Consider the following 19,543-nt stretch of genomic DNA (forward strand, 5'->3'; position numbering starts at 1 on the left):
AAGAGGATAAATTAATTACAAATTATCATTAATTAGCTCAAATCTTAACAAAAATACATATTTAAAAAAAATACAATATTAAAGGAAAGGTTTTATACTATAATTAAAGAAAAATTTTCAGTTAAAAATATCTTTAAGTCAGTTAAAAAGCATCCTTAGGTAGAACTTTGAGGGAAAGTAAGGAGGAGATTTTGATTAACAAAACAATTTCTGTACTATTGATATTGTTATTAACTTTTGTAGCCGGATGTACTGAAAAACAAACAGAAGAAATCTCAGAAAATGCAACCATAACCCACATGACATACGGAGCCTTCACACTCCCGGAGATGCAGTTGCAAGAGTTAACCGTAAACAGCACATCGGTTGTATTTACAACTTCGGATAATGAAGGAAGATTCATGAAAATACACGAAAAGCCTTTCAACGAAAGTGCTTTCAGAGATCTTATCAGCCTGTTTGAAGAAAACGAGTTTCTTCAGATGGAAGAGCGGTATGTTCCGCAGGAAGGGCAGCCTCTTGTTACAGATGTGGGAACACTCGAAATTAGCCTGATCGGGGAAACCCAAGAAAAAACCGTAACTGTGGACCCTTACTATTCAGAATATATGCCTGAAGGTCTCCAGGAAATCGATTCTGCACTGGTTGAACTGAGGGCTTATGCCCTGTCTACCTCTCCGGAAGAAGCTGAAAGGATAGCCAGGGCCTGGATAGAAACCGCACCCACATACGGTTTTGATGGCTTTGACCTCGAGCTGGAAAGTCACGAGGTGCTTGAGACGTTCCCGGAGCAGCATATTTTAAATTATACATTTACAAGCAGGCACGGAGGCTATGGAAACCGGACAGACCAGATCGTAACCCAAGCCCTTACTCCTCACAGTATAGAAGTTACCGTTTTTGAGGGAGATGTGAGGTCTGCTGTAATCGATGGGGAGTGGGACGAAGTCTCCCAACAGCCCTTTGAACAGGAGTCTGAGAATACTGACAATGAGCCTGAGAACAACGGCAATACCACAGGAGCAGAAGGAAATACTTTAGAAATGAAATACCGCATATCCGAAGATAAAACTCCCTGGGATCGGTGGTATGAAGAAGGGAACATCCAGTTTATTAAAGCCCCAACCCAGTCAGAGCTGATAACCGCTTATTATGGAACCGTGTACGGCATAGAGTTCTTCGACATACGAAGTGACGAGTTTTTTCACACCGCTAAGGTAAAAGAAAGTGATTCTGCACAGATGAAAGACCTCGGATGGACATAAGTAGGTAGAGTATTAAAGCCCTTAGGGAAGGAAATAAACCCTTAGCTTGAAGAAAATAGCGGAGAAGAAAATTCATAGAAAAAATAAGAAAAAAGCACCTTTTATTTTTATTTCAGGTGCTTTTCATATCTAAGTTTTCATCCCAGCAGATTGATGCCCCAGTTATCCCAAAATAAGAAATCACGCCTTCTGTTATCTATTGTTGCCTGTATTTATTAAACTGCTGTTATTTCCTGCTGTTAAACCGCTGCGGTTCCCGTTATCAGGGGAAGACACTTTAAGGAGCCCATCAAGCTCTCTAACCGTTTCATTGCTAACATCCCTGCCAAGAATCCATGCGAAGTTGAACACCTGCTGGCTGGGATATATAGGTTCAGGTTGAATGACCTGCAGGTAAAAACGTGCAACATCAGGCAGCTCGCCATCAGGTTCGGTCAGGATAAGGAAACCATGCTTTCCCATATGTGACAGCACTCCGCTTGGGACTACAACTCTCCAGTCTTCAGGGTTTGCCAGAAGAAGGTTATGCCCGGGCTCCGCATAGCCCCATCCAACGCTTCGAGGCCTGTAACCAACAAGCCATGAGGTTTTGTGCCCGCTGTCCTTATATCCGGCCCACCTTACTGCCATTTCCTGGGGGGTATTTCCCGGGATGCGTTGAACGTGCCCATACTGAGAAAGTTCTGCCATTATCTCGCTGTCAACAACAGAAGCTGGAGCAAATACATATATGTAAGGATAATACGGCCAGCGCCTTTCAAGGATTCTTCTTGTTTCTTCGGGCACCCCTTCAGGAGTTACATAAGCAAAGCTGTCCCCCATATGCGCATTCCAGTTGGCTGCAGGATATGAGTACTCAAGCGCATCGGTAGAAGCTATAAAAACAATCTGCCTGTGATTGGACTCCAGGACTGAAATGTACTCATCCAGAACTTCGGCAAACTTAATCGGATTTGATGCATATATTGTACGGGTTTTCAGTTTGAGTTTTTCGACCTCATCGACCACACTTCGGTCAATATCCCCGAGAATATATACCTGCACGTTATTGTCCATCATAACCCCCTCCGGTCCGAGCCTTTCGAGCTCTTTCCGGGTTTCTTCCGGCAGTACGGTTCCGTTTTCAGTAACAAAGAGCATGGGTGCATTAACTGGCATGTGTTGCAAGCGTGTCGTAGCGATTGCAGTTGCGGGGTCATCGTCCCTCACAAGAACAACCGCTCCGGGTCTATCTTTATCCTGGGCAGCCGCATAGATTGTCTGGGAATAAGCAATGGCTGTTTGAATATGGTCTTCACCGGAAAGCCGGGCAGTGCTGCCCGTTAACTCAAGCAGTTCTTTATTTTGCATAGTGCTGATATCAAGAGGCTTTCCCTGAGGGTCCCACGCTGATACATATCCAAGGATTAAAAGAACCGTAAGAACGGCAACTGCAAGAAGAGTATAAACGGGCTTTATCACATCTCTCCCTCCTTCCACCCGGCTTTAACCATAAAATAATTCGGAATAAGGGCAACAAAAAAACCTGCAGATGCGGAAATCCATAAAGGAGTTACCCAGAGCCAGAGGTCTTCCCCGCTCATCCACCCCCTCCAGTTCATAACATACCATGCAGTCACAAACATCCCTATAGAAGCACTGACCATGGAAAGGGTGACTACTGGAAAAGCCTTCTTTACCCCTCCCCAGTACTTCATTTCACGCATATCAGCCATCATCGGTCCCATGTAAAATAAAGAAGAGACGATAACGGCAGGGATAACCATTATCAGCCACATAATTGTCGTCATCGGGGAGCCTAACCAGTACAGCGATGTGAATTCAAAAGTCCGTAAGAGAGGCAATCCAAAAAACTGAAACAGGTACATGGAGGCTATCATGAGGGCCATCCCGATTCCTGAACTCATAATCGTAGCTGATAGAGCCCTAGCCCAGGGAGGACGCAGGAATTTTGCCATATGACCCGTGGATATCACAGGCCTTTCATGGTAGGCCAGAAGGAAAGCCAGAACGCCTACAGGCCCGAATACCAGCATTGCCATAGGCCAGTAAATCCGGGAATAAAAAGAGCTGTAAGGCAGGCGTTTTGGCATAATAAAAAGAGCCCAGATGGCTCCGAAGAAGCCTATGAAAAACCAGGACCACCCGAGTAAGGCAAGCCCGCTTGCTCCGGCTGCCTGATTTTTGAAAGAGCGTACTTCCAGAGCAAGGTCAGCCCTTGCCTGGGCGTTATAACTCACACTCTCCGGATTTCCTGCAACCTTCACGTTCATGAAAGGCCCGTCTGAAGGGAAATCAAAGAAATCAGGAGAAAGCCTCCAGAAATACTGGTCAACGTAATCATTCAGGTCTCCACTCTGTGTGTAAAGCAACGGCCCGTAATTGCCCTGGTAAGCCAAAGGCAGAGCAGCTGCAGCAAACTCCGGGGTCTCAGGGTTTGCAAGTACGAAGTTGTAGTACGCGTCGAAATGGAAATTTTCATCCATGCCCCACCCGAAATTGCCCCAGCGGCTTCTCGCCCACAACAGAGCATGCCTGTAAATGTTCTCGTCTGCCACGCGGTTTACCTCTCCAAAGGCTTCCAGTTCTTCAAGAAACTGGTCTGAAAGGAGCCTCTCCGGGGCAGCCACAAAAATAACCTTTTCCTCTCCTTTTTCGAGTGAGTTTTGCAAACTCTGAGGGATGGACCCTTCTTCAACAGGGACTACAGGTGCCCTGAAATATGCTGCAGTATATGCTGCAGGCAGGGCATAGGCAGGTTCTTCTGCCGAAATAATTACAATGACAGAGCTTTCTCCCAGAAGAGATAAGGATTCCTCAACAAGGGTATCCATATTCCCCTGACCACCTCCTTCCGCACCGTAAACAAGGGTCTGGTTTCTTGCGGAAGCCACAGGTGCCATTACTGCGGCTGCAACCGGGTCAGCAGGAATTTCAAGAGGCTCGGTTGCATATATCTCAACCATCGAATCCCCGACCTGAGCAGGCGTATCCCCGGGGATCCTCTGTACGTTTTTCATAGTATACCCTATGCGGGGGTCCTGATCAGATCCGTTTCCGTAAGCAGCTGAAAGAATCCAGATATATCCCACAGCACTGAGAATTATTGCAGCAGTCAGGACCGCAATCCCCCATGTAAACCATTTGTTAAGGTTCATCCCGGCTCCGGTTTCTTCAGCTCCTTCATCCCTGTGGAGCTTGCCTGCAGAAGCCAGAGAGGCGATTAACGAACCAAGGCTTGCACCAAAAATAATAAGAAAAATAGTAACCGAACCGTAAGGCGCTGCAAAGAGTGGTTCAAGCCTGGGTATTGCAAGGCTTCCACTTTCCGCAAAATAACCCACAAGCCCGAAAACAAGCCCTCCCAGAAGGGTTCCGATTAGAGTGATAAGAAGAGATTTTGAAGTAAAAATCCTGCTTTTTCCAAGATTTTTTGAGCTGTCATCCCCATTATGATTACTCCCTTCAGCTATAGTAACCCCTCCCCAGAGTATCAGCTTCTTATGCCTGATGTTGTCAGTAAGCATGTCTACAAATAACGATTTATTAATAATTAGGTTTAGATATTATAAAACCCGAACGTTTTTAAAAAACATGTAAGCTTCAGCATTATAACTGGTGAAAGAGAATCAATTAAATGGGTAAAGTACAAAAACGGGTAGAATAGAATCCATTATTTTCGGCCAAAATATAAAAGTCCCATTCCTATCCAGAAAAGCATCACAATAGTTGTCAGGATAAGCACGGGAATCGGGCCAAAATTGAATATTAGGGGGACTGACATAGCTGTAAACAGGCCTCCTCCTACGATTGGCTCAAACATGAGCTGTTTGTACCCAAAGCTCTCAAGAGCAGGAGATTTGTTATCAGGGTCTGCAATTTTCATCAGCAGGAGTCCACTTGCAGTCATACCCATAGACTGCCCGAAATCTCCGATGCCTCTTTCAAACCAGTATGAGGGTATCATTCTGGGCGCGAACAAAAGAAAGGCTGCTACGTTCCAGACAATACCGACAATACTCAGGATAATAAAGGGAGCGAGATTGCCGCTTATGGCATCAAGAGAAAGAGTTGCAATAGCGCTAACTATCAGGATATCCAGGGAAAGGCCCTGTATTCTCATCATCAGGTTTCTATCAAGCGTTTTATACTTATCATATCTATCAAGGAACAGCTCGAGAATAATTCCACCGACCATTGCAAGCGGAAAAAGAGGTATATGTTCAAGAAGATATACGCCTGTTATCCTGCCCCATGTAAGTTCCTCTATCAGCTGGAGGGCCTGAAGAATAATATAGCCTATTCCGATAGCAACTCCAACATAAGCAAAATGAAGGGAGAGAGGTTCGATAGATTCGGGTTTCGTTGTAATTTTGCCTGCTGACTCCCTTGAATCGAAATCAACAATTCCTGCCTGCTCGCTTTTTTTAAGAGATATTTCGCCAGGATCCTGCAAAACAGTGGTTTTCCCGGTTCTTACACCATAGTTTAAAAGTATAATTCCGAAAATTACACTGAAGAGCAGACCTATAGTGGCAAGGCCGAGTGACAGGTCTGTCCCTTCAGGGAATCCGACTTCTTGAAAGGTAGAAGCCAGACCTGCAGAAGTCCCGTGGCCCCCCTCAAATCCAATCTCAATAAGTGCGCCTGCCATCGGATCAATGCCAAAGAAAGGAGTCAGTATAAGAATAGCTATCAATATTCCGAAAACATACTGGCCCCAGGCTACGGTCTGTCCAAAGGCTACCTGGGGCCCGGCTATGTTCCAGACCTCTCGAATCCCGGGGAGTTTTTTCCCGAGAAAAAGTGTGGCAAAAATAATGTTTATGAAAAGCCCGGGAAGAGCAGCCCATACGGTCAGCATATCTTCAGGAAATATCCCGCCGGCGAGCAGGGCAAGTGTAGTGTCCTCATATTCAGACCATTCAACCAGGTTGCCCAGGACCTGCGGCCCGAGAACTAGGCCCAGAAACCCGCCGATCAAAGAGCTGGGGATAAAGAGCTTCTGGAGGCCGGGGGTAATTACCCTTATCCACTTTCCAAAGAGCAGGATTATACCCAGAACCAGAAAACTCATTCCTACCATGGAAGGCGACATCTTGGTCATCTCCATATCCGTTATGAGACTGATTATACGCAGTCCATTGGCATATTTTGATTCTCCGAATTATATAAATCTTTATTCAACTGTAAATAACAGCATTTCAACTTAATTCGGGAAAATTTAAGAAATTAAGGGCTCCGAAATTCTTGTCTCCCGTACCCTGAACTAATAGGTCTTAATTTCCCGCACTTTTCAGTCTTACTTTTCTTCACCATTGAACCAGATAGTGAACTCAGTTCCCTGACCCCTATTAAGTTTGATGCAGCCGTCTATCTGTTCAACAAGAATTGTTATGAGCTGAAGCCCCAGAGAATCAGCGGTTCGAAAATCTATTTCTTCAGGAATTCCTTTTCCATTATCTGCAACGGTCAATATATAATGTGAATCATTATTCTCCAGGCATTCCCGGTCTGAATTCCGATCTGAATTCCGATCTGAACCGGAAATCTCATCTATGGAGGCAGGTCTTTTTGCGTTTAGCAGGCTTATGCGGATTTCCCCCTCGTTTTTACCTTTAAAAGCGTGTTTCAGGGCATTTGAGACCAGTTCATTTACAATAATTCCGAGGGGAATTGCAATATCCATGCCAAGCCAGACCTTTTCAAGATCAAGTTTAAGGCTTACACCGTCTTTGCCCACACGATATGAATTAAAAAGGTCTGCAGTCAGTTTCTGCAGATAGTCTGCGAAATCAAGGGCATCCAGGCTTTCCCCTCCATGAAGCTCTTCATGGATCATGGCTATGGATGCGACACGGTTCTGGCTTTCCCTGAAAGCTTCAATGACTTCCTTATCTTCGAATTTCTCAGCCTGCAGACTGAGAAGGGACGAGATAACCTGAAGGTTATTTTTTATCCTGTGGTGGACCTCTTTTACTCGAATTCGGTCTATTTTTTCGAGGGCTTCTTCAGCCATTTTACGTTCAGTGATATCATAAACCAGACCCTGGAATTTTCCTAAGCCTTCAGACCCACCCTGGATTCTCTGGGTAATTTCCCTGACCCATTTTGTCTCTCCGCTTTTTTTACGGATTCTAAATTCATCTTCAATTACAAGTTTAGGATTTGATTTCAATTTCTGCCGGTTTTCAAAAATTAAAGGTTGATCTTCAGGTACAATTATTTCTATCAAATCCACTTTTCCTGAAAGGATGTCTTCCTTTCTATAACCTGTCATTTCCTCAACAGGCCCCTGCATGGATACAGGTGTAAAGTCCCAGTTAAGCTGGAACCCGATCCCGGGAAAATGTTCTGAAAAAGAATGGTAACCTTCCTGATCTTTATCCTCATTTTTTTCTTTCTGCTCAAGATCCCTGTTTACTCCTATAATTCTGCATATGTGATTATACTCGTCCCCGAGGAAGATCGCTTTTTGCCTGAAGCCTTCTTCCCTGTGCTTGAGCTCTCTGAAAAGAAGGCTGCACGGCTCTTCAAATCCGACATCTACGACTGCCTGGTAAATAAGGTAAAAAGACAGCAGCTTAAAATAGTGGCCTATAAGGTTTGGGAATTCATCTACATGAGAGTGCATGGTAAAAGATAGCTCTCCAAGGGCCGTAAGAATTATTGAAGCTGCGAGCAGGCTGAAAACTTTGTTTTCAAATCTATCCCGTTTTGCATAAAGAGTTATCAGAGAGCAAAAAAGAACAAAAGAAATTATGTACTCGCTCAGAACTTTGAAGGGAGTGAGCCCTGAACCTTCAATATAAGCAACCGGAAAATTTCTGAAAAAAAAGATAGAGAGCAGGCAAGAGATAGTAATTGCTGCATATATAAGGAAAACTTTCCAGGCAAACGTAGAATCATCAAGAGATTCTCTAGATCTGCCCTCAACTTCTTTATTTCCATTCTCTCTGTTGTGTACCAAAAACAGCGGGGCAACCAGGAAGGAAATGCTTTCCAGGTATCTTGCAACTATCCAGAGCTGGACAGTCAGGTTAGTTCCAAAACCCGGGAACATCCCCATTTCCCTGAATGTAAGGGTGTGAAGGAAATCAACGCTTCCTATGAAAAAAAAAGCAACCCCTATCAGTATAAGATACCTGTTTTCCAGGCGAGCTCTTGACTTCCACACTATAAGAAATACTACGTATGCAACATAAACACTGAAGAGTTCTACCAGAGTATGGAAGAGAAGATAGTTACCAAGGCTGATTAAATAAAGCAGACCCAATATCGCTATCCAGACCGCTGCCTCATAAAGCCCTACTTTAAATGAACTTCCATTAAGGTATGATATTTGCAGTTGCCCCCTTAAGAATACTCCCTGAGAGTATTAATTGACCTGATATAATAAAACTACATTGAATTATATCTATTAAATATCAGAAGTCTGGCAACCTCTGAATCAAGCATTAGAATACAAAATAATGGAAAAATAAAAGAATAGTAAAAACAGAGTAAGAAGAAGCCCGGAGGCGCTACACCCTTTTACTGGATTCCCCAATACAGCAGCCTCGAAAATATACTCCCCCAAGTATATTGATCCGAAGCAGGATCAATGGCCTCCAGGCAGTTCTTTACTTTTTTTTCATACCCACTAACTTCCTAACTCCATGAATATAACATTATATCATTAACTATTTTAAATTAATTACCTAAAAAATTCTTTTCAACCAAAAAATAATTTCGTATGGAAAATTTCAAAGTAAGCATAAAATTAGACAAGGATTATGGATCTAGTCCGGTTGAAAATGCATCATATTGAAAATCTCCTGCAGATTTCCGATTCACCCAAATCTCATTATCATTCCTGCCGTCCAGATCTTATTGATTTTCCTTTTCATCTTCGGGATTATTAAACCAGATAGTGAATTCAGTCCCGTTGTCCCTTTTAAGTTCAATGCAGCCGTCTATCTGTTCAACAAGAATATTTACGAGCTGGAGCCCGAGGGACTCAGGGTTCCGGAAATCTATCTCTTCAGGAAAGCCTGTCCCATTATCTGCTACTATAACCATGTAATGGAAACCTATACCATTCGGGCAGCCACGATCTTTACCTGAGCCGCCTGTTTTTGAAGTATAATCTCCCTTTATGCTCAGGCTAATTCTGATTTCACCTTCTCTGTCTGAAGAAAAGGCATGCTTTAAAGAATTTGAAACAAGCTCATTGACAATAATTCCAAGAGGGATTGCAGTGTCCATACCAAGATGAACCTGCCCAAGGTCCAGTTTGAGGCTGATTTTTTCGATTTCTACGAGATATGAACTGAAAAGGTCAAGGGTTAATTTCCTGAGGTAAACCGCAAAATCGATTGTGTCCATGCCTTTACCTTCGTAAAGTTCCTCATGGATGAGAGCCATTGAGATAACCCGGTTCTGGCTTTCCCTGAAGGCTTCAAGCGTTTTTTCATCAGCAAATTTTTCAGCCTCAAGGCTGAGAAGAGAAGAGATAACCTGTAAATTGTTTTTAATTCGATGGTGAATTTCCTTTATCCGGGCTTCCTGTATTTTTGTCAGAGTTTCTTCTGCAATTTTACGTCTGGTAATATCACGGACAAGACCCTGTATCTGTCCTGGCGCTCCAGAGCGCTCCGGAAGTTTCTGAAGAATTTCTCTGACCCATCTAGTTTCTCCATCTTTTCTGCGTATTTTATACTCCAACTCCCTTGAAAGGTCCGGGGTAGAGATTGCTTTTTTCATATTATCAAAAAACAGAGGCAGGTATTCGGGCATAACCAGTTCAGTCCATTTGACTTTATGAGAAAGGAAATCTTCCTTACTGTACCCTGTAACCTCTTCAATAGACCCGTCCATGAGTACAGGTTCAAGATTCTCGTAAAGCCGAAAGCCGATAAGTCCCTCTATGTTTTGCACAAATGAATAGTACTCTTTCTCATATATCGGAACTTTTTCCACTTCTGGTTCTCTCTCAAACTGGTTTTCCTTTAAACCGAGTAATCTGTAAAGATAACCCTGATCATCCTTGAGGAAAATTGTTTCCTGCCTCAAAGCCTCTTCTCTATACTTAAGTTCTCTGAAAAGAAGGCTGAAAGGGTCTTCAAATCCGGTCTCAACTATTGCTTTATAGATCAGGTAGAAAGAAAAAATCTTGAGATAATGTCCCGTCAGGTTAAAAAATCCATTTGCTCCCGCATAAATCGATAAACTCAGCTCTCCCAGGGCTGTCAGGATAATCGACGCTGCGAGTAACCTGAAGACGTGGTTCTCAAATCTATCCCTCTTTACATAAAGGGCTATCAGTGAACAAAGAAGAATAGAAGAGATTACATATTCACTTATTATTTTAAAAGGAGTGAAACCTGAGCCTTCAATATAGGAATCCGGGAAGTTCCTGAAAACGAAAATAGAGAGCAGGCAAATAATAGTAATTCCAGCGTACGCTAGAAAGGCTTCCCAGGCAAACCTGGTTCTTTCAATATACCTGTCGCTCTTTTTAAGGTACTCTGTACTGTAACCTGTTAAAAACAGAGGAGCCAGCAGAAGGGAGATACTCTCCATATACCTCGCAGCAATCCAGAACTGAGTATGCATATTTGGACCAAGTTCAGGGAATATACCCATTCCTTCATAGGAAAGCGTGTATAATAGATCCAGACCGCCGATAAAAAAGTAAGCTATCCCTATAAACATAAGGTATCGGTTTTCTAAATGTTCTCTTGATTTCCACACTACGAGAAATATCACATATGCGACATACACGCTGAAGAGTTCTACCAGAGTATGGAAAAGCAGGAAGTTACTCAGGCTAATCACGTAGAGTACACTGATTATAGCTGCCCAGAGTAGCACTTCATAGGGCTCGACTACTACTTTTTTCCCCTTAAAATTTGCTATTTTCCCCACCCCTGTTACAGTTAGATCTAAAAGGATGTATCAGATATTAAAAACAATATCAGCTTCATATAAAATAATATTCAATCATTATTTAAAACAAACTTAATTTAAAGCCCAGTTCTTCATAGATAAAAAAGCATACGAAACTAAAGGATACTCCAAACATTCTGCTTTCGTCAGCTATACTTCTACCAGTTATTCTTCTACCAGCATCTATTGTTTTTAAAGTAACAGCTATAAGAGGTTTAATTAAATTTATAATAATCTATACATTTAAGGATTTAAACATAGATACTATAAGCAATGTAACGCGTTTCAGGAATTAATCTGATTCAACTGGGGGTTGAAGGGAATGATGGCAATCTTTAAAGATAGAGTAGATGCAGGGAAAAGGCTGGCAAAAGAACTTTCAAAATATTCAAACCGTCCAGATGTGCTGATACTGGCTCTCCCGCGGGGTGGAGTCCCGGTAGCTTTTGAAGTTGCAAGAGAACTGAACGTAAAAATGGACGTTTTCATAGTACGGAAGCTGGGAGTTCCAGGCAATGAAGAACTGGCAATGGGAGCAATTGCGTCTGATGATATCCGTGTATTGAACGAAGACGTTGTAAGGTCTTATCAGATACCTGACAGAGTAATTGCTACGGTAGCTGCAAATGAATTTAGGGAACTGGAACGCCGGGAGCGCAAATATCGTGGAGACCATCCCAAGCCGGATATAACTGGTATTACTGTAATCCTTATAGATGATGGGCTTGCAACCGGCGCAACAATGCATGCAGCAGTTGAAGCCATTAAAACTAAAAACCCGGCTAAACTGGTCGTTGCAGTCCCTACGGCTTCCCCGGACATGTGCAGGTTCTTTGAGGATAAAGTAGATGAAATAATCTGTGCTACCACGCCGGAGCCCTTTTATGCGGTAGGGGCCTGGTATGGGGACTTTAGCCAGACCACGGATGAAGAAGTATGCGAACTACTGAAACAAGCAAGGAATCTTCCATCAAGGAAAGCTCAAAGTTAAATCTGCTAAAAGGTAAATCTGCTTAAAGGCAAATCTACTACTAACTCATAGTCAAATGGCAGGTAAATCTATTATTTATGCTAACTCAGAAGTAAGTTTGCTATTTACGCACCTTTATACCTGTAAATTCTAAAGCAAATCTTTTTGGGGGGCAGTATGAAAGAATCGTTGAGTAGGGGGAAAAAGAGTATCGAAGTCCACATTCCAATTAACTCAATTCATCTTGAAGGAAATCTGGATATTCCTGAAGGAGCCAGGGGAATTGTTGTTTTTGTGCATGGAAGCGGAAGCAGCCGCCACAGCCCACGCAACCAGTACGTTGCAAAGGAAATGCAGAGAGGCGGTCTTGGAACCCTTTTATTTGATCTCCTGACGGTCGAGGAAGAGAGAGTCGATATGATGACGCGCCATCTCCGTTTTGATATCGACCTGCTTTCAAAACGCCTTATCGATGTGACAAGATGGCTTTTAAATCGACCGGATACTAAAGATCTCAACATAGGCTACTTTGGAGCCAGTACAGGTGCTGCAGCCGCACTCATGGCTGCAAAAGAACATGCAGACACAGTAAAAGCCGTCGTTTCGAGAGGAGGGCGACCTGACCTCGCTGAAACTGCCCTGATGTATGTAAAAGCACCAACGCTGCTTATTGTAGGTGGAAGAGATACTCAGGTAATAGATATGAACCAGTGGGCTTTAGACAGGATAGTCATAACGGAAAAGGAACTTAAGATTGTTCCGGGTGCTACACATCTTTTTGAAGAACCGGGAACATTAGAAGAAGTTGCTCGTTTAGCCGGGGAATGGTTTAAAAGATATCTTTCAGAGTAAGGAAAAAAGCCCTGAAAGAACTTTAGAAACAGGGCAGCAGACACAAAAATCAAGACTCGGACCTGCGGTAATAGACTTGAAAAATCAAACCTGATAATCAAATCTGAGAATTAAACCTTAAAATGAACCTTAAAGAAAATTTTTGAGGAGGAATCATTCGGAAAAATAAGAAAAAAATATTACTCAGGGTCATATGGTGAAAACTTGATAGAAAACGGCATCTAATGACGTGAATAAATTAAGAGCAGGCGAGAGAGAATATTTATATCTGTTGATCGCTTATCTATATGTTCCCGTTTAAGATATATAATACAGGTATGAATTTAAGATTTATTCAAATATATCTGGCTGTTCTGAGAAACCATGAAAGTAACTAATAGTGCAGATAGTGGAATTCTCTCTCGCTCTGAGGAGACTGAAAATAACCGGTATTCCCAGGCAATTTATGTAACAAAAGTTGCAATGGCTTCAAATGCTTTGCTGACAGGTTTTAAGTTTTTTGCAGGGATAATGGGCAACAGTTCAGCAATGATTGCTGATGCCGCCCATTCCACTTCAGACTTCATGACCGACATCGCAGTAATAGCAGGTTTAAAAGTTGCCAGAAAACCCGGAGATAGCACGCATAATTACGGGCACGGGAAAATCGAGACACTATCTGCTGCGTTTATAGGACTGGTACTTGTTGCAGTGGCTTTCGGGATTTTCTGGGGTGGCCTCCAGAAGGTTATTGCTTTTTTTCAGGGGGAGGTACTGCCAGCTCCGGGCGGGATCGCTCTTGCCGCAGCAGTCTTTTCTATTGTTATAAAAGAGTGGCTGTATCGTTATACAATGATATATGCCCGAAAGCTCAGGAGTGATGCTCTGACTGCAAACGCCTGGCACCATCGTTCCGATGCTTTCTCATCTATAGGGACCATGATAGGGATTGGGAGCGCAATCCTGCTTGGAGGCAGGTGGGTAGTGCTCGATCCCATAGCTGCCGTTATATTAAGTTTCTTCATTTTCAAAGTGGCATTTGAGATCTCGTATAAAAATCTGAATGAACTGCTGGAAGCCTCACTGGACTCGGAAACCTATAGAAATATTGAAGAGATTTTGATTTCCACAGATGGAGTGCTGGGTTTCCATGAATTAAAAACCCGGAAGATAGGAAATGCAATGGCTGCAGATGTCCATATTGAGGTAGACAGAAACCTCAACATCGTAGATGCACATGAAATTTCAACGCAGGTTGAAGACAGATTAAAAGAAATCTGCGGCAAAAACGGGTACTTCTCAATTCACGTAGAGCCCTGTTCTGATCCTAAAGATTATTCGGGATACGAAAGAACAAATAAAGGTCACAGGTCCTCTTGATTTCGTTAATATCCAGAACTGCTCCCTGATATTTATCGAGCTTTCCATCTGTACCCGGAATTTTCGGATATAGTTCATTTACCCATTTTATTTTTCCATCTTTCTGTTTTTAGTCTGTACTAAAGTCTGGTTTACGAGCTATGAGTTCAGAAGCACAGGCAATTAATAACTTAAATAGAGAAACAAATATTAAATTGGGGAAATTTATGACAACCGAGATAAAAATAGGGGAAACACTACAGGACTTCCGGTTAAGAGACCAGAAGAGGGAAGAATTGCATCTTTATGACCTGAAAGGAAAAAAGGTACTCCTGTCCTTCCACCCGCTTGCCTGGACGCAGGTCTGCGCAGCACAGATGAAATCACTTGAAGAAAACCATGAGCTTTTTGTCGAACTAAACACGGTACCTCTTGGTATAAGTGTAGATCCCATGCCTTCGAAGAAAGCCTGGGCAAGGGAACTAGGGGTTACTCATATCAAATTCCTTTCGGATTTCTGGCCGCATGGGGAAATCGCCAGAACATACGGAATATTCAAGGAAAAGGAAGGCGTCTCTGAAAGAGCGAATATAATCATTGATGAAAATCAGAAAGTGATATTCTTTAAGAAATATCCGGGACACGAGCTTCCTGATATAAAAGAGATCATGGAGATTCTGAAAAAATGAAGATCAGCCCTCAGGCTAGCAGTGAAAAATATCCAGATTTATTACAAAAGAGAAGTTTAAAAAGAAGATTTCCATTTCCTCATAGTTCCAGAAAGTAGGCTCTGAACCCTAAAAACAAATAGCCGCCGGAGGGATTTGAACCCTCGGCCTGCTGATTACGAATCAGCCGCTATACCGCTAAGCCACGACGGCACATGGATTGGGATAAGCAGACTTAAAAGAGCGATTAAGAATTTAACTATTTCGCTCGTAAGGGCTGTTTCCTTCCTGCAAAGCGTGAGATAAAAGAGAAGGAAAAAATAAACTGCCAGTAAATTTCTTACTCTTCAGTTTTATTTAACTTATTATTTCTCTCTTTTCTTAAAGTATCTGAGGTAGAACCATATAAATATGAGAGCAATCAAAATTGAGAAGCCTATCATGAAATAGGTAAGTGTGGACATCTGAAATCAGCTCCTTGCAGAATTATAACTAATAACCTGTAATTAAGCAGTTTTAAGCTTCTTTTAACCCCAGTATTACAATTCCTACATCATAAATTCAAGAGCATTACTTCAACCATCAGCCCTTTACAGAAATTAACCTGCAAATGTTTAAACATTTTCTTTTACGCAGGCCTCTGATTTTTTGATCATATTATTCTCTCTCTTCGTCTGCAGAGGAGTTTTTTACTGGCACACCCTGGCTGCCCTTATAGGTCAGCTGGCAGAGAGATTTCCATATTCCGAACCTTCACAGGAGCTTGCGGCAGACAGAAGCCTCAAATTACCTTTGCCTCGATACATATGTTATATTGATGAGGAGCATATGAACGGACTACCCTTTTCTCCAGAATTTCGACTTGCTTTCCTGCTTTTCCTGCAGCTTTTCGGATAAGTTCGACGGAACTTTTGAAGAGGTCATCCTCATGAGTCATTCCGTAATAGTGGATTATTCCACCCGGTTTTGTAAGGAGGACAGCAGAGTCAAGGAATTCGTGGGCACTGTGAGGGAGGTTCATGATCACATGGTCGGCAGTTCCTGCAAACCTTTTTGCTTCTTCCCTGGCATCGCCTTCGATTGCTTCAATGTTTTTTGCGGAATTAAGGGAAATGTTTTCTCTCAGGTAATGCACTGCGTCAGGGTTTTTGTCGATTGCTATAACCCTTGAAGGTTTTTTGCTCTTTGCAAGCAGGATACTGTAAGGACCGACACCGGCAAACATATCGACAACAGTATCACCTTCCTTAACCCAGGAGAGAATTCTTGAGCGTTCCGTAGAGAGGCGGGGGGTAAAATAAGCTCTTGCAAGGTCAACTTTGTAGCGGCAGCCGTACTCCCTGTGGACCGTTTCTGTTCTGGGCTCGCCTGCAATTATCTCGAATTCCCTTATCCTGAATTCTCCTATGACAGGAGTAAGAGGTTTGACCACGGATTTTATATTTGGCTGGGTCCGGAGGAGGACGTCGGCGATCTTTAAGGCTGTTTGCGCATCCAGGTTCTCGTCTTCCAGAAGGGCGATGTCTCCTATGACTTCGTATGCAGGGCTGAAACCTAGCAGGTCTTCAGGAACAGGCTTTTTTTCCATGGGCTCGAAATCAAAATCCGTAAGTTCGGAACCTTCCGGTAGGCTCTCGAACTCCTCAGGGACGAGCTCCCTGGAGAGGGGAAGATAAAGGAAGATTTCATCCGAACCTATCTTCAAGGAATTATCAAGAATTTCAAGACCAAGGAGAACTCTTCTTGCAGGTTCTCCTTTCTTTTTAGGTACTTTTATGCACTGCCTTCTCATAGAAAATCGACCTTTCGGAATCCTAAGGTTATCCTTTTGTTATTAAGCTATCCCAATTTATCCAGTTATATTAACGAGCCCAAATTTTCCAGTCCACATGATTCTGGAAAAGATTTTCGGCAGAGAAAATATTTCAGTAACTTTGTTTCCAAAGAGATCTTTAATTCTGAGCCTTATCTTCAATCAAAGATCATTAACTAAAGCCAGAAAGCAACATTGTAAAAGGGGTGCTAAAATTGGGAATGGGCTCGCGTATCAAACATATCAGGAAAATCTCACTTGGACTACAGGTCTCAACCCTGCTGACTTATATAATCGGAATTACTGCACTGAAGAAAAGCCGATCAAAAAAAGTGGGAATTCCAAAGCACGGAAAGATAAATACCGCAGGATACATGATGGGATCCTTATCTTTACTATATATGGCATACTCCGCACTCAAGCTTATAACTGCCAGAAAGGCTCCTGCAGTTGTATATCTTCACGGCCCGTCTGGGCTTGTCACTCTGTCTCTTAGTTCCCTGTTCGTAGCTAACAGGTGGAGATGGAAAACCGTCAAAAACATGAGAATTCTCGTAGGCTTATTTTTGCTGACTTTCAGCGGAGGAGTCTACCTGTTCTCAACACTGAATAAGCGAGCGATGGCTCTAAAGAATGTATATAAGTAAAGAATATTTATCAGGTAAATTTCAGGGAAATTATTAGAGAAATTATCAGGAAAATTATCAGAGAAACTATCAGGAAAATTATCAGAGAAACTATCAGGAAAAATACTTATCAGAACAGTTGAGCTGGGTTGTTATAGTTAAGCATGAAATAGAACCCGAAAATTATCAGAAATATCCCGCAAGCGTAGAGGATATGTCTGTGCATTTTTTGAGAAAGCAGGGCTTTTCCCCGGCTGAAAGACCCGGATACTGCAGTGAACCAGCTAAGGTCTGCCGCCCAGTGACCCAGGATAAAGGCTACTGAGATAAGGATTCCCAGTTCGTGTGCTTTCAGCACAAGCGCACTACCCGCAGTTAGCCACCAGATCCAGAAGTAAGGATTGGAAACGGAGGTTATCAGGCCCAATGTCACGGGATTTGAAGCAAATTTCAGGCCTGAAGCGTCCCAAGAGACTCTTGCAGAGGCAGCAGCTTTTGCATCCCTTACCGTAAGCAGTCCGAAGACCATAAGTGCAAGCCCGCCAATAACGGAGATAGCTGAGATTGCACCGCTGCCGACAAGTGAAGCAGCTCCAAAGATAATTAGAATAGAGAGCATAAGCTCAACCAGAATATGTCCGATCACAACTTCAGGGCCTGCAAGCCAGCCTTTTCTGAGAGAAACCTCTATGGTTGCAAAAAGCATCGGTCCCGGGACCAGGGCACCTGTAAGCCCGACAGTGAAGCCCAGGAGAAGGGCTCTGAAGATCTCAATTGTCAGCATTATCGGTTGTCAGCATTATCGGTTGTCAGCATTTTATCGATCTGGAAGTTTTTAGAAAAATTAGATAGATATTTTAGTAAATGTATACTTTTGAAAAGTAAACGATTTCGGAAAGCAGATTCGAGCACAGCTAAAAAGGACAGCTCTGAAGAAAAGGAAATGAAAAAAAGGGCACATTCGTACCCTCCACACACCTGGAAAAAACTTTTCCCGGAAAAACTTTTAATCAGGCTGGCTAAATAAAAAAGAAGAAGAGTTTAGAGAATGATCTCGATATCCAGTTCTTCTGCAAGCTCCTTATACCTATTCCTGATGGTAACTTCCGTAACCCCGGCAACGTCTGCAACTTCCCGCTGAGTCCTCCGCTCCCCGCAGAGAATGGATGCAATATAAATTGCAGCTGCGGCAACTCCTGTGGGGCCCCTTCCGCTTGTGAGTTCTTTTTCTGAGGCCTGCCTGAGGATCTCAACACTCTTTGACTGGACTTCTCCTTTCAGGTTAAGCCCGGAGCAGAACCTCGGGACATAGTCGATAGGGGAAGTTGGCATGAGCTTTAAGGCAAGTTCTCTGGAAATGAAACGGTAAGTCCTTCCGATTTCTTTCCTGCTTACCCTGGAAACCTCTTCGATCTCATCAAGTGTCCTCGGGACACTGCACTGGCGGCAGGCTGCATACAGGGCTGCTGCGGCTACGCCTTCAATGCTCCGGCCGCGGATGAGGTTCTTGTCCACAGCTTTTCTGTAGACGACTGCTGCGGTTTCCCTGACAGTTCTCGGGAGACCGAGAGCTGAAGCCATTCTATCCAGTTCGGAAAGAGCAAAAGCCAGGTTTCTTTCAGTTGCGTTGCTTACACGGATTCTACGCTGCCATTTTCTTAAACGGTAGAGCTGAGCACGGTTTTTGGAAGAGATAGACTTTCCGTAAGAATCACGGTTTCTCCAGTCAATCATTGTGGAAAGCCCTTTGTCGTGGATTGTATACGTCATTGGCGCACCCACACGGGAACGCTTCATGCGTTGATCGTGATCGAAAGCTCGCCATTCCGGCCCTTCATCCACAAAGTCGGCGTCAATGACAAGTCCGCAGTCCCCACACACGAGCTCTGCTCTCTCATAGTCGTGAACTAGGTTTCTGCTACCGCATTCTGGACACACGGCCTTTTCGTTCTCAAAACTTTGCTCCTTTTGTTTTTCTTTGCGAGCTTTAATCATGGCACGTATTTTTTCTCTTTCAAGAGTGTCCGAATAGCGAACCCTTTCGACTTCTACCATATTATATCACCTTACAAATTAATATG

General features: G+C 43.1%; 14 protein-coding genes and 1 tRNA gene. 6 read left to right on the forward strand and 9 right to left on the reverse strand.

Annotation, left to right across the window (positions count from 1 at the left end):
* Positions 1-191 precede the first annotated feature (191 nt).
* Positions 192-1,265, forward strand: coding sequence for a hypothetical protein (locus FXV91_RS08410; RefSeq protein ID WP_229390129.1), 1,074 nt, complete (start codon positions 192-194; stop codon positions 1,263-1,265).
* Between the two features lie 192 nt (positions 1,266-1,457).
* Here FXV91_RS08410 and FXV91_RS08415 read toward each other — a convergent pair whose 3' ends face one another.
* The 5 genes from FXV91_RS08415 to FXV91_RS08435 all read right to left on the reverse strand — a co-directional run bounded on the left by FXV91_RS08415 (position 1,458) and on the right by FXV91_RS08435 (position 11,174).
* Positions 1,458-2,726, reverse strand: a complete 1,269-nt coding sequence (locus tag FXV91_RS08415) for a cell wall-binding repeat-containing protein (protein WP_229390130.1) — start codon at positions 2,724-2,726, stop codon at positions 1,458-1,460.
* Positions 2,723-4,792 (reverse strand): DUF4396 domain-containing protein, encoded by a 2,070-nt coding sequence (locus FXV91_RS08420; RefSeq protein WP_229390131.1) that lies wholly within the window; start codon positions 4,790-4,792, stop codon positions 2,723-2,725. The genes FXV91_RS08415 and FXV91_RS08420 overlap by 4 nt, the downstream gene beginning before the upstream one ends.
* A 146-nt stretch (positions 4,793-4,938) precedes the next feature.
* Positions 4,939-6,363, reverse strand: a complete 1,425-nt coding sequence (locus FXV91_RS08425; protein ID WP_229390132.1) for a sodium/glutamate symporter — start codon at positions 6,361-6,363, stop codon at positions 4,939-4,941.
* A gap of 204 nt (positions 6,364-6,567) precedes the next feature.
* Positions 6,568-8,541, reverse strand: coding sequence for an MASE3 domain-containing protein (locus tag FXV91_RS08430; protein WP_345945483.1), 1,974 nt, complete (start codon positions 8,539-8,541; stop codon positions 6,568-6,570).
* 593 nt (positions 8,542-9,134) lie between these two features.
* The gene (locus tag FXV91_RS08435; RefSeq protein WP_229390133.1) at positions 9,135-11,174 is read right to left on the reverse strand and encodes an MASE3 domain-containing protein; all 2,040 of its coding nucleotides are present in this window, start codon (positions 11,172-11,174) and stop codon (positions 9,135-9,137) included.
* A 343-nt stretch (positions 11,175-11,517) separates the two neighbouring features.
* On the opposite strand from FXV91_RS08435, the gene FXV91_RS08440 reads away from it, so the two are divergent.
* The 4 genes from FXV91_RS08440 (at position 11,518) to FXV91_RS08455 (ending at position 15,044) form a co-directional block, all read left to right on the forward strand.
* On the forward strand, positions 11,518-12,186 hold the full coding sequence (locus FXV91_RS08440) for a phosphoribosyltransferase (protein ID WP_345945484.1): 669 nt from the start codon (positions 11,518-11,520) through the stop codon (positions 12,184-12,186).
* 156 nt (positions 12,187-12,342) lie between these two features.
* Positions 12,343-13,017: a dienelactone hydrolase family protein gene (locus FXV91_RS08445; protein ID WP_229390134.1), complete on the forward strand. Its 675-nt coding sequence runs from the start codon at positions 12,343-12,345 to the stop codon at positions 13,015-13,017.
* Positions 13,018-13,380: 363 nt separating this feature from the next.
* A complete protein-coding gene (locus tag FXV91_RS08450) occupies positions 13,381-14,376 on the forward strand; it encodes a cation diffusion facilitator family transporter (protein WP_229390135.1) in 996 nt (331 codons plus the stop codon).
* A 206-nt stretch (positions 14,377-14,582) separates the two neighbouring features.
* Positions 14,583-15,044, forward strand: a complete 462-nt coding sequence (locus FXV91_RS08455; RefSeq protein WP_229390136.1) for a peroxiredoxin — start codon at positions 14,583-14,585, stop codon at positions 15,042-15,044.
* A 120-nt stretch (positions 15,045-15,164) separates the two neighbouring features.
* On the opposite strand, the gene FXV91_RS08460 is transcribed toward FXV91_RS08455, so the two are convergent.
* Both FXV91_RS08460 and FXV91_RS08465 read right to left on the reverse strand, forming a co-directional pair.
* Positions 15,165-15,236: transfer RNA gene (locus FXV91_RS08460), tRNA-Thr, on the reverse strand.
* Between the two features lie 568 nt (positions 15,237-15,804).
* Positions 15,805-16,815, reverse strand: a complete 1,011-nt coding sequence (locus tag FXV91_RS08465) for a class I SAM-dependent methyltransferase family protein (protein WP_229390137.1) — start codon at positions 16,813-16,815, stop codon at positions 15,805-15,807.
* Between the two features lie 236 nt (positions 16,816-17,051).
* Here FXV91_RS08465 and FXV91_RS08470 point away from each other — a divergent pair, with 236 nt between their 5' ends.
* A complete protein-coding gene (locus FXV91_RS08470; protein ID WP_229390138.1) occupies positions 17,052-17,483 on the forward strand; it encodes a hypothetical protein in 432 nt (143 codons plus the stop codon).
* Between the two features lie 109 nt (positions 17,484-17,592).
* On the opposite strand, the gene FXV91_RS08475 is transcribed toward FXV91_RS08470, so the two are convergent.
* Positions 17,593-18,246, reverse strand: a complete 654-nt coding sequence (locus FXV91_RS08475; RefSeq protein ID WP_229390139.1) for a LysE family transporter — start codon at positions 18,244-18,246, stop codon at positions 17,593-17,595.
* A gap of 257 nt (positions 18,247-18,503) precedes the next feature.
* Positions 18,504-19,517, reverse strand: a complete 1,014-nt coding sequence (locus FXV91_RS08480; RefSeq protein ID WP_011020659.1) for a transcription initiation factor IIB — start codon at positions 19,515-19,517, stop codon at positions 18,504-18,506.
* Positions 19,518-19,543: the final 26 nt, after the last annotated feature.

This window comes from Methanosarcina sp. DH2, from assembly GCF_020804225.1.
GTDB lineage: Archaea > Halobacteriota > Methanosarcinia > Methanosarcinales > Methanosarcinaceae > Methanosarcina.

Coding starts and splice junctions, on each gene's coding strand:
- FXV91_RS08450 (WP_229390135.1), top strand. CDS start 13,381: ATGAAAGTAACTAATAGTGCAGATAGTGGAATTCTCTCTCGCTCTGAG.
- FXV91_RS08425 (WP_229390132.1), bottom strand. CDS start 6,363: ATGTCGCCTTCCATGGTAGGAATGAGTTTTCTGGTTCTGGGTATAATC.
- FXV91_RS08440 (WP_345945484.1), top strand. CDS start 11,518: ATGATGGCAATCTTTAAAGATAGAGTAGATGCAGGGAAAAGGCTGGCA.
- FXV91_RS08420 (WP_229390131.1), bottom strand. CDS start 4,792: ATGCTTACTGACAACATCAGGCATAAGAAGCTGATACTCTGGGGAGGG.
- FXV91_RS08480 (WP_011020659.1), bottom strand. CDS start 19,517: ATGGTAGAAGTCGAAAGGGTTCGCTATTCGGACACTCTTGAAAGAGAA.
- FXV91_RS08465 (WP_229390137.1), bottom strand. CDS start 16,815: ATGAGAAGGCAGTGCATAAAAGTACCTAAAAAGAAAGGAGAACCTGCA.
- FXV91_RS08455 (WP_229390136.1), top strand. CDS start 14,583: ATGACAACCGAGATAAAAATAGGGGAAACACTACAGGACTTCCGGTTA.
- FXV91_RS08445 (WP_229390134.1), top strand. CDS start 12,343: ATGAAAGAATCGTTGAGTAGGGGGAAAAAGAGTATCGAAGTCCACATT.
- FXV91_RS08475 (WP_229390139.1), bottom strand. CDS start 18,246: ATGCTGACAATTGAGATCTTCAGAGCCCTTCTCCTGGGCTTCACTGTC.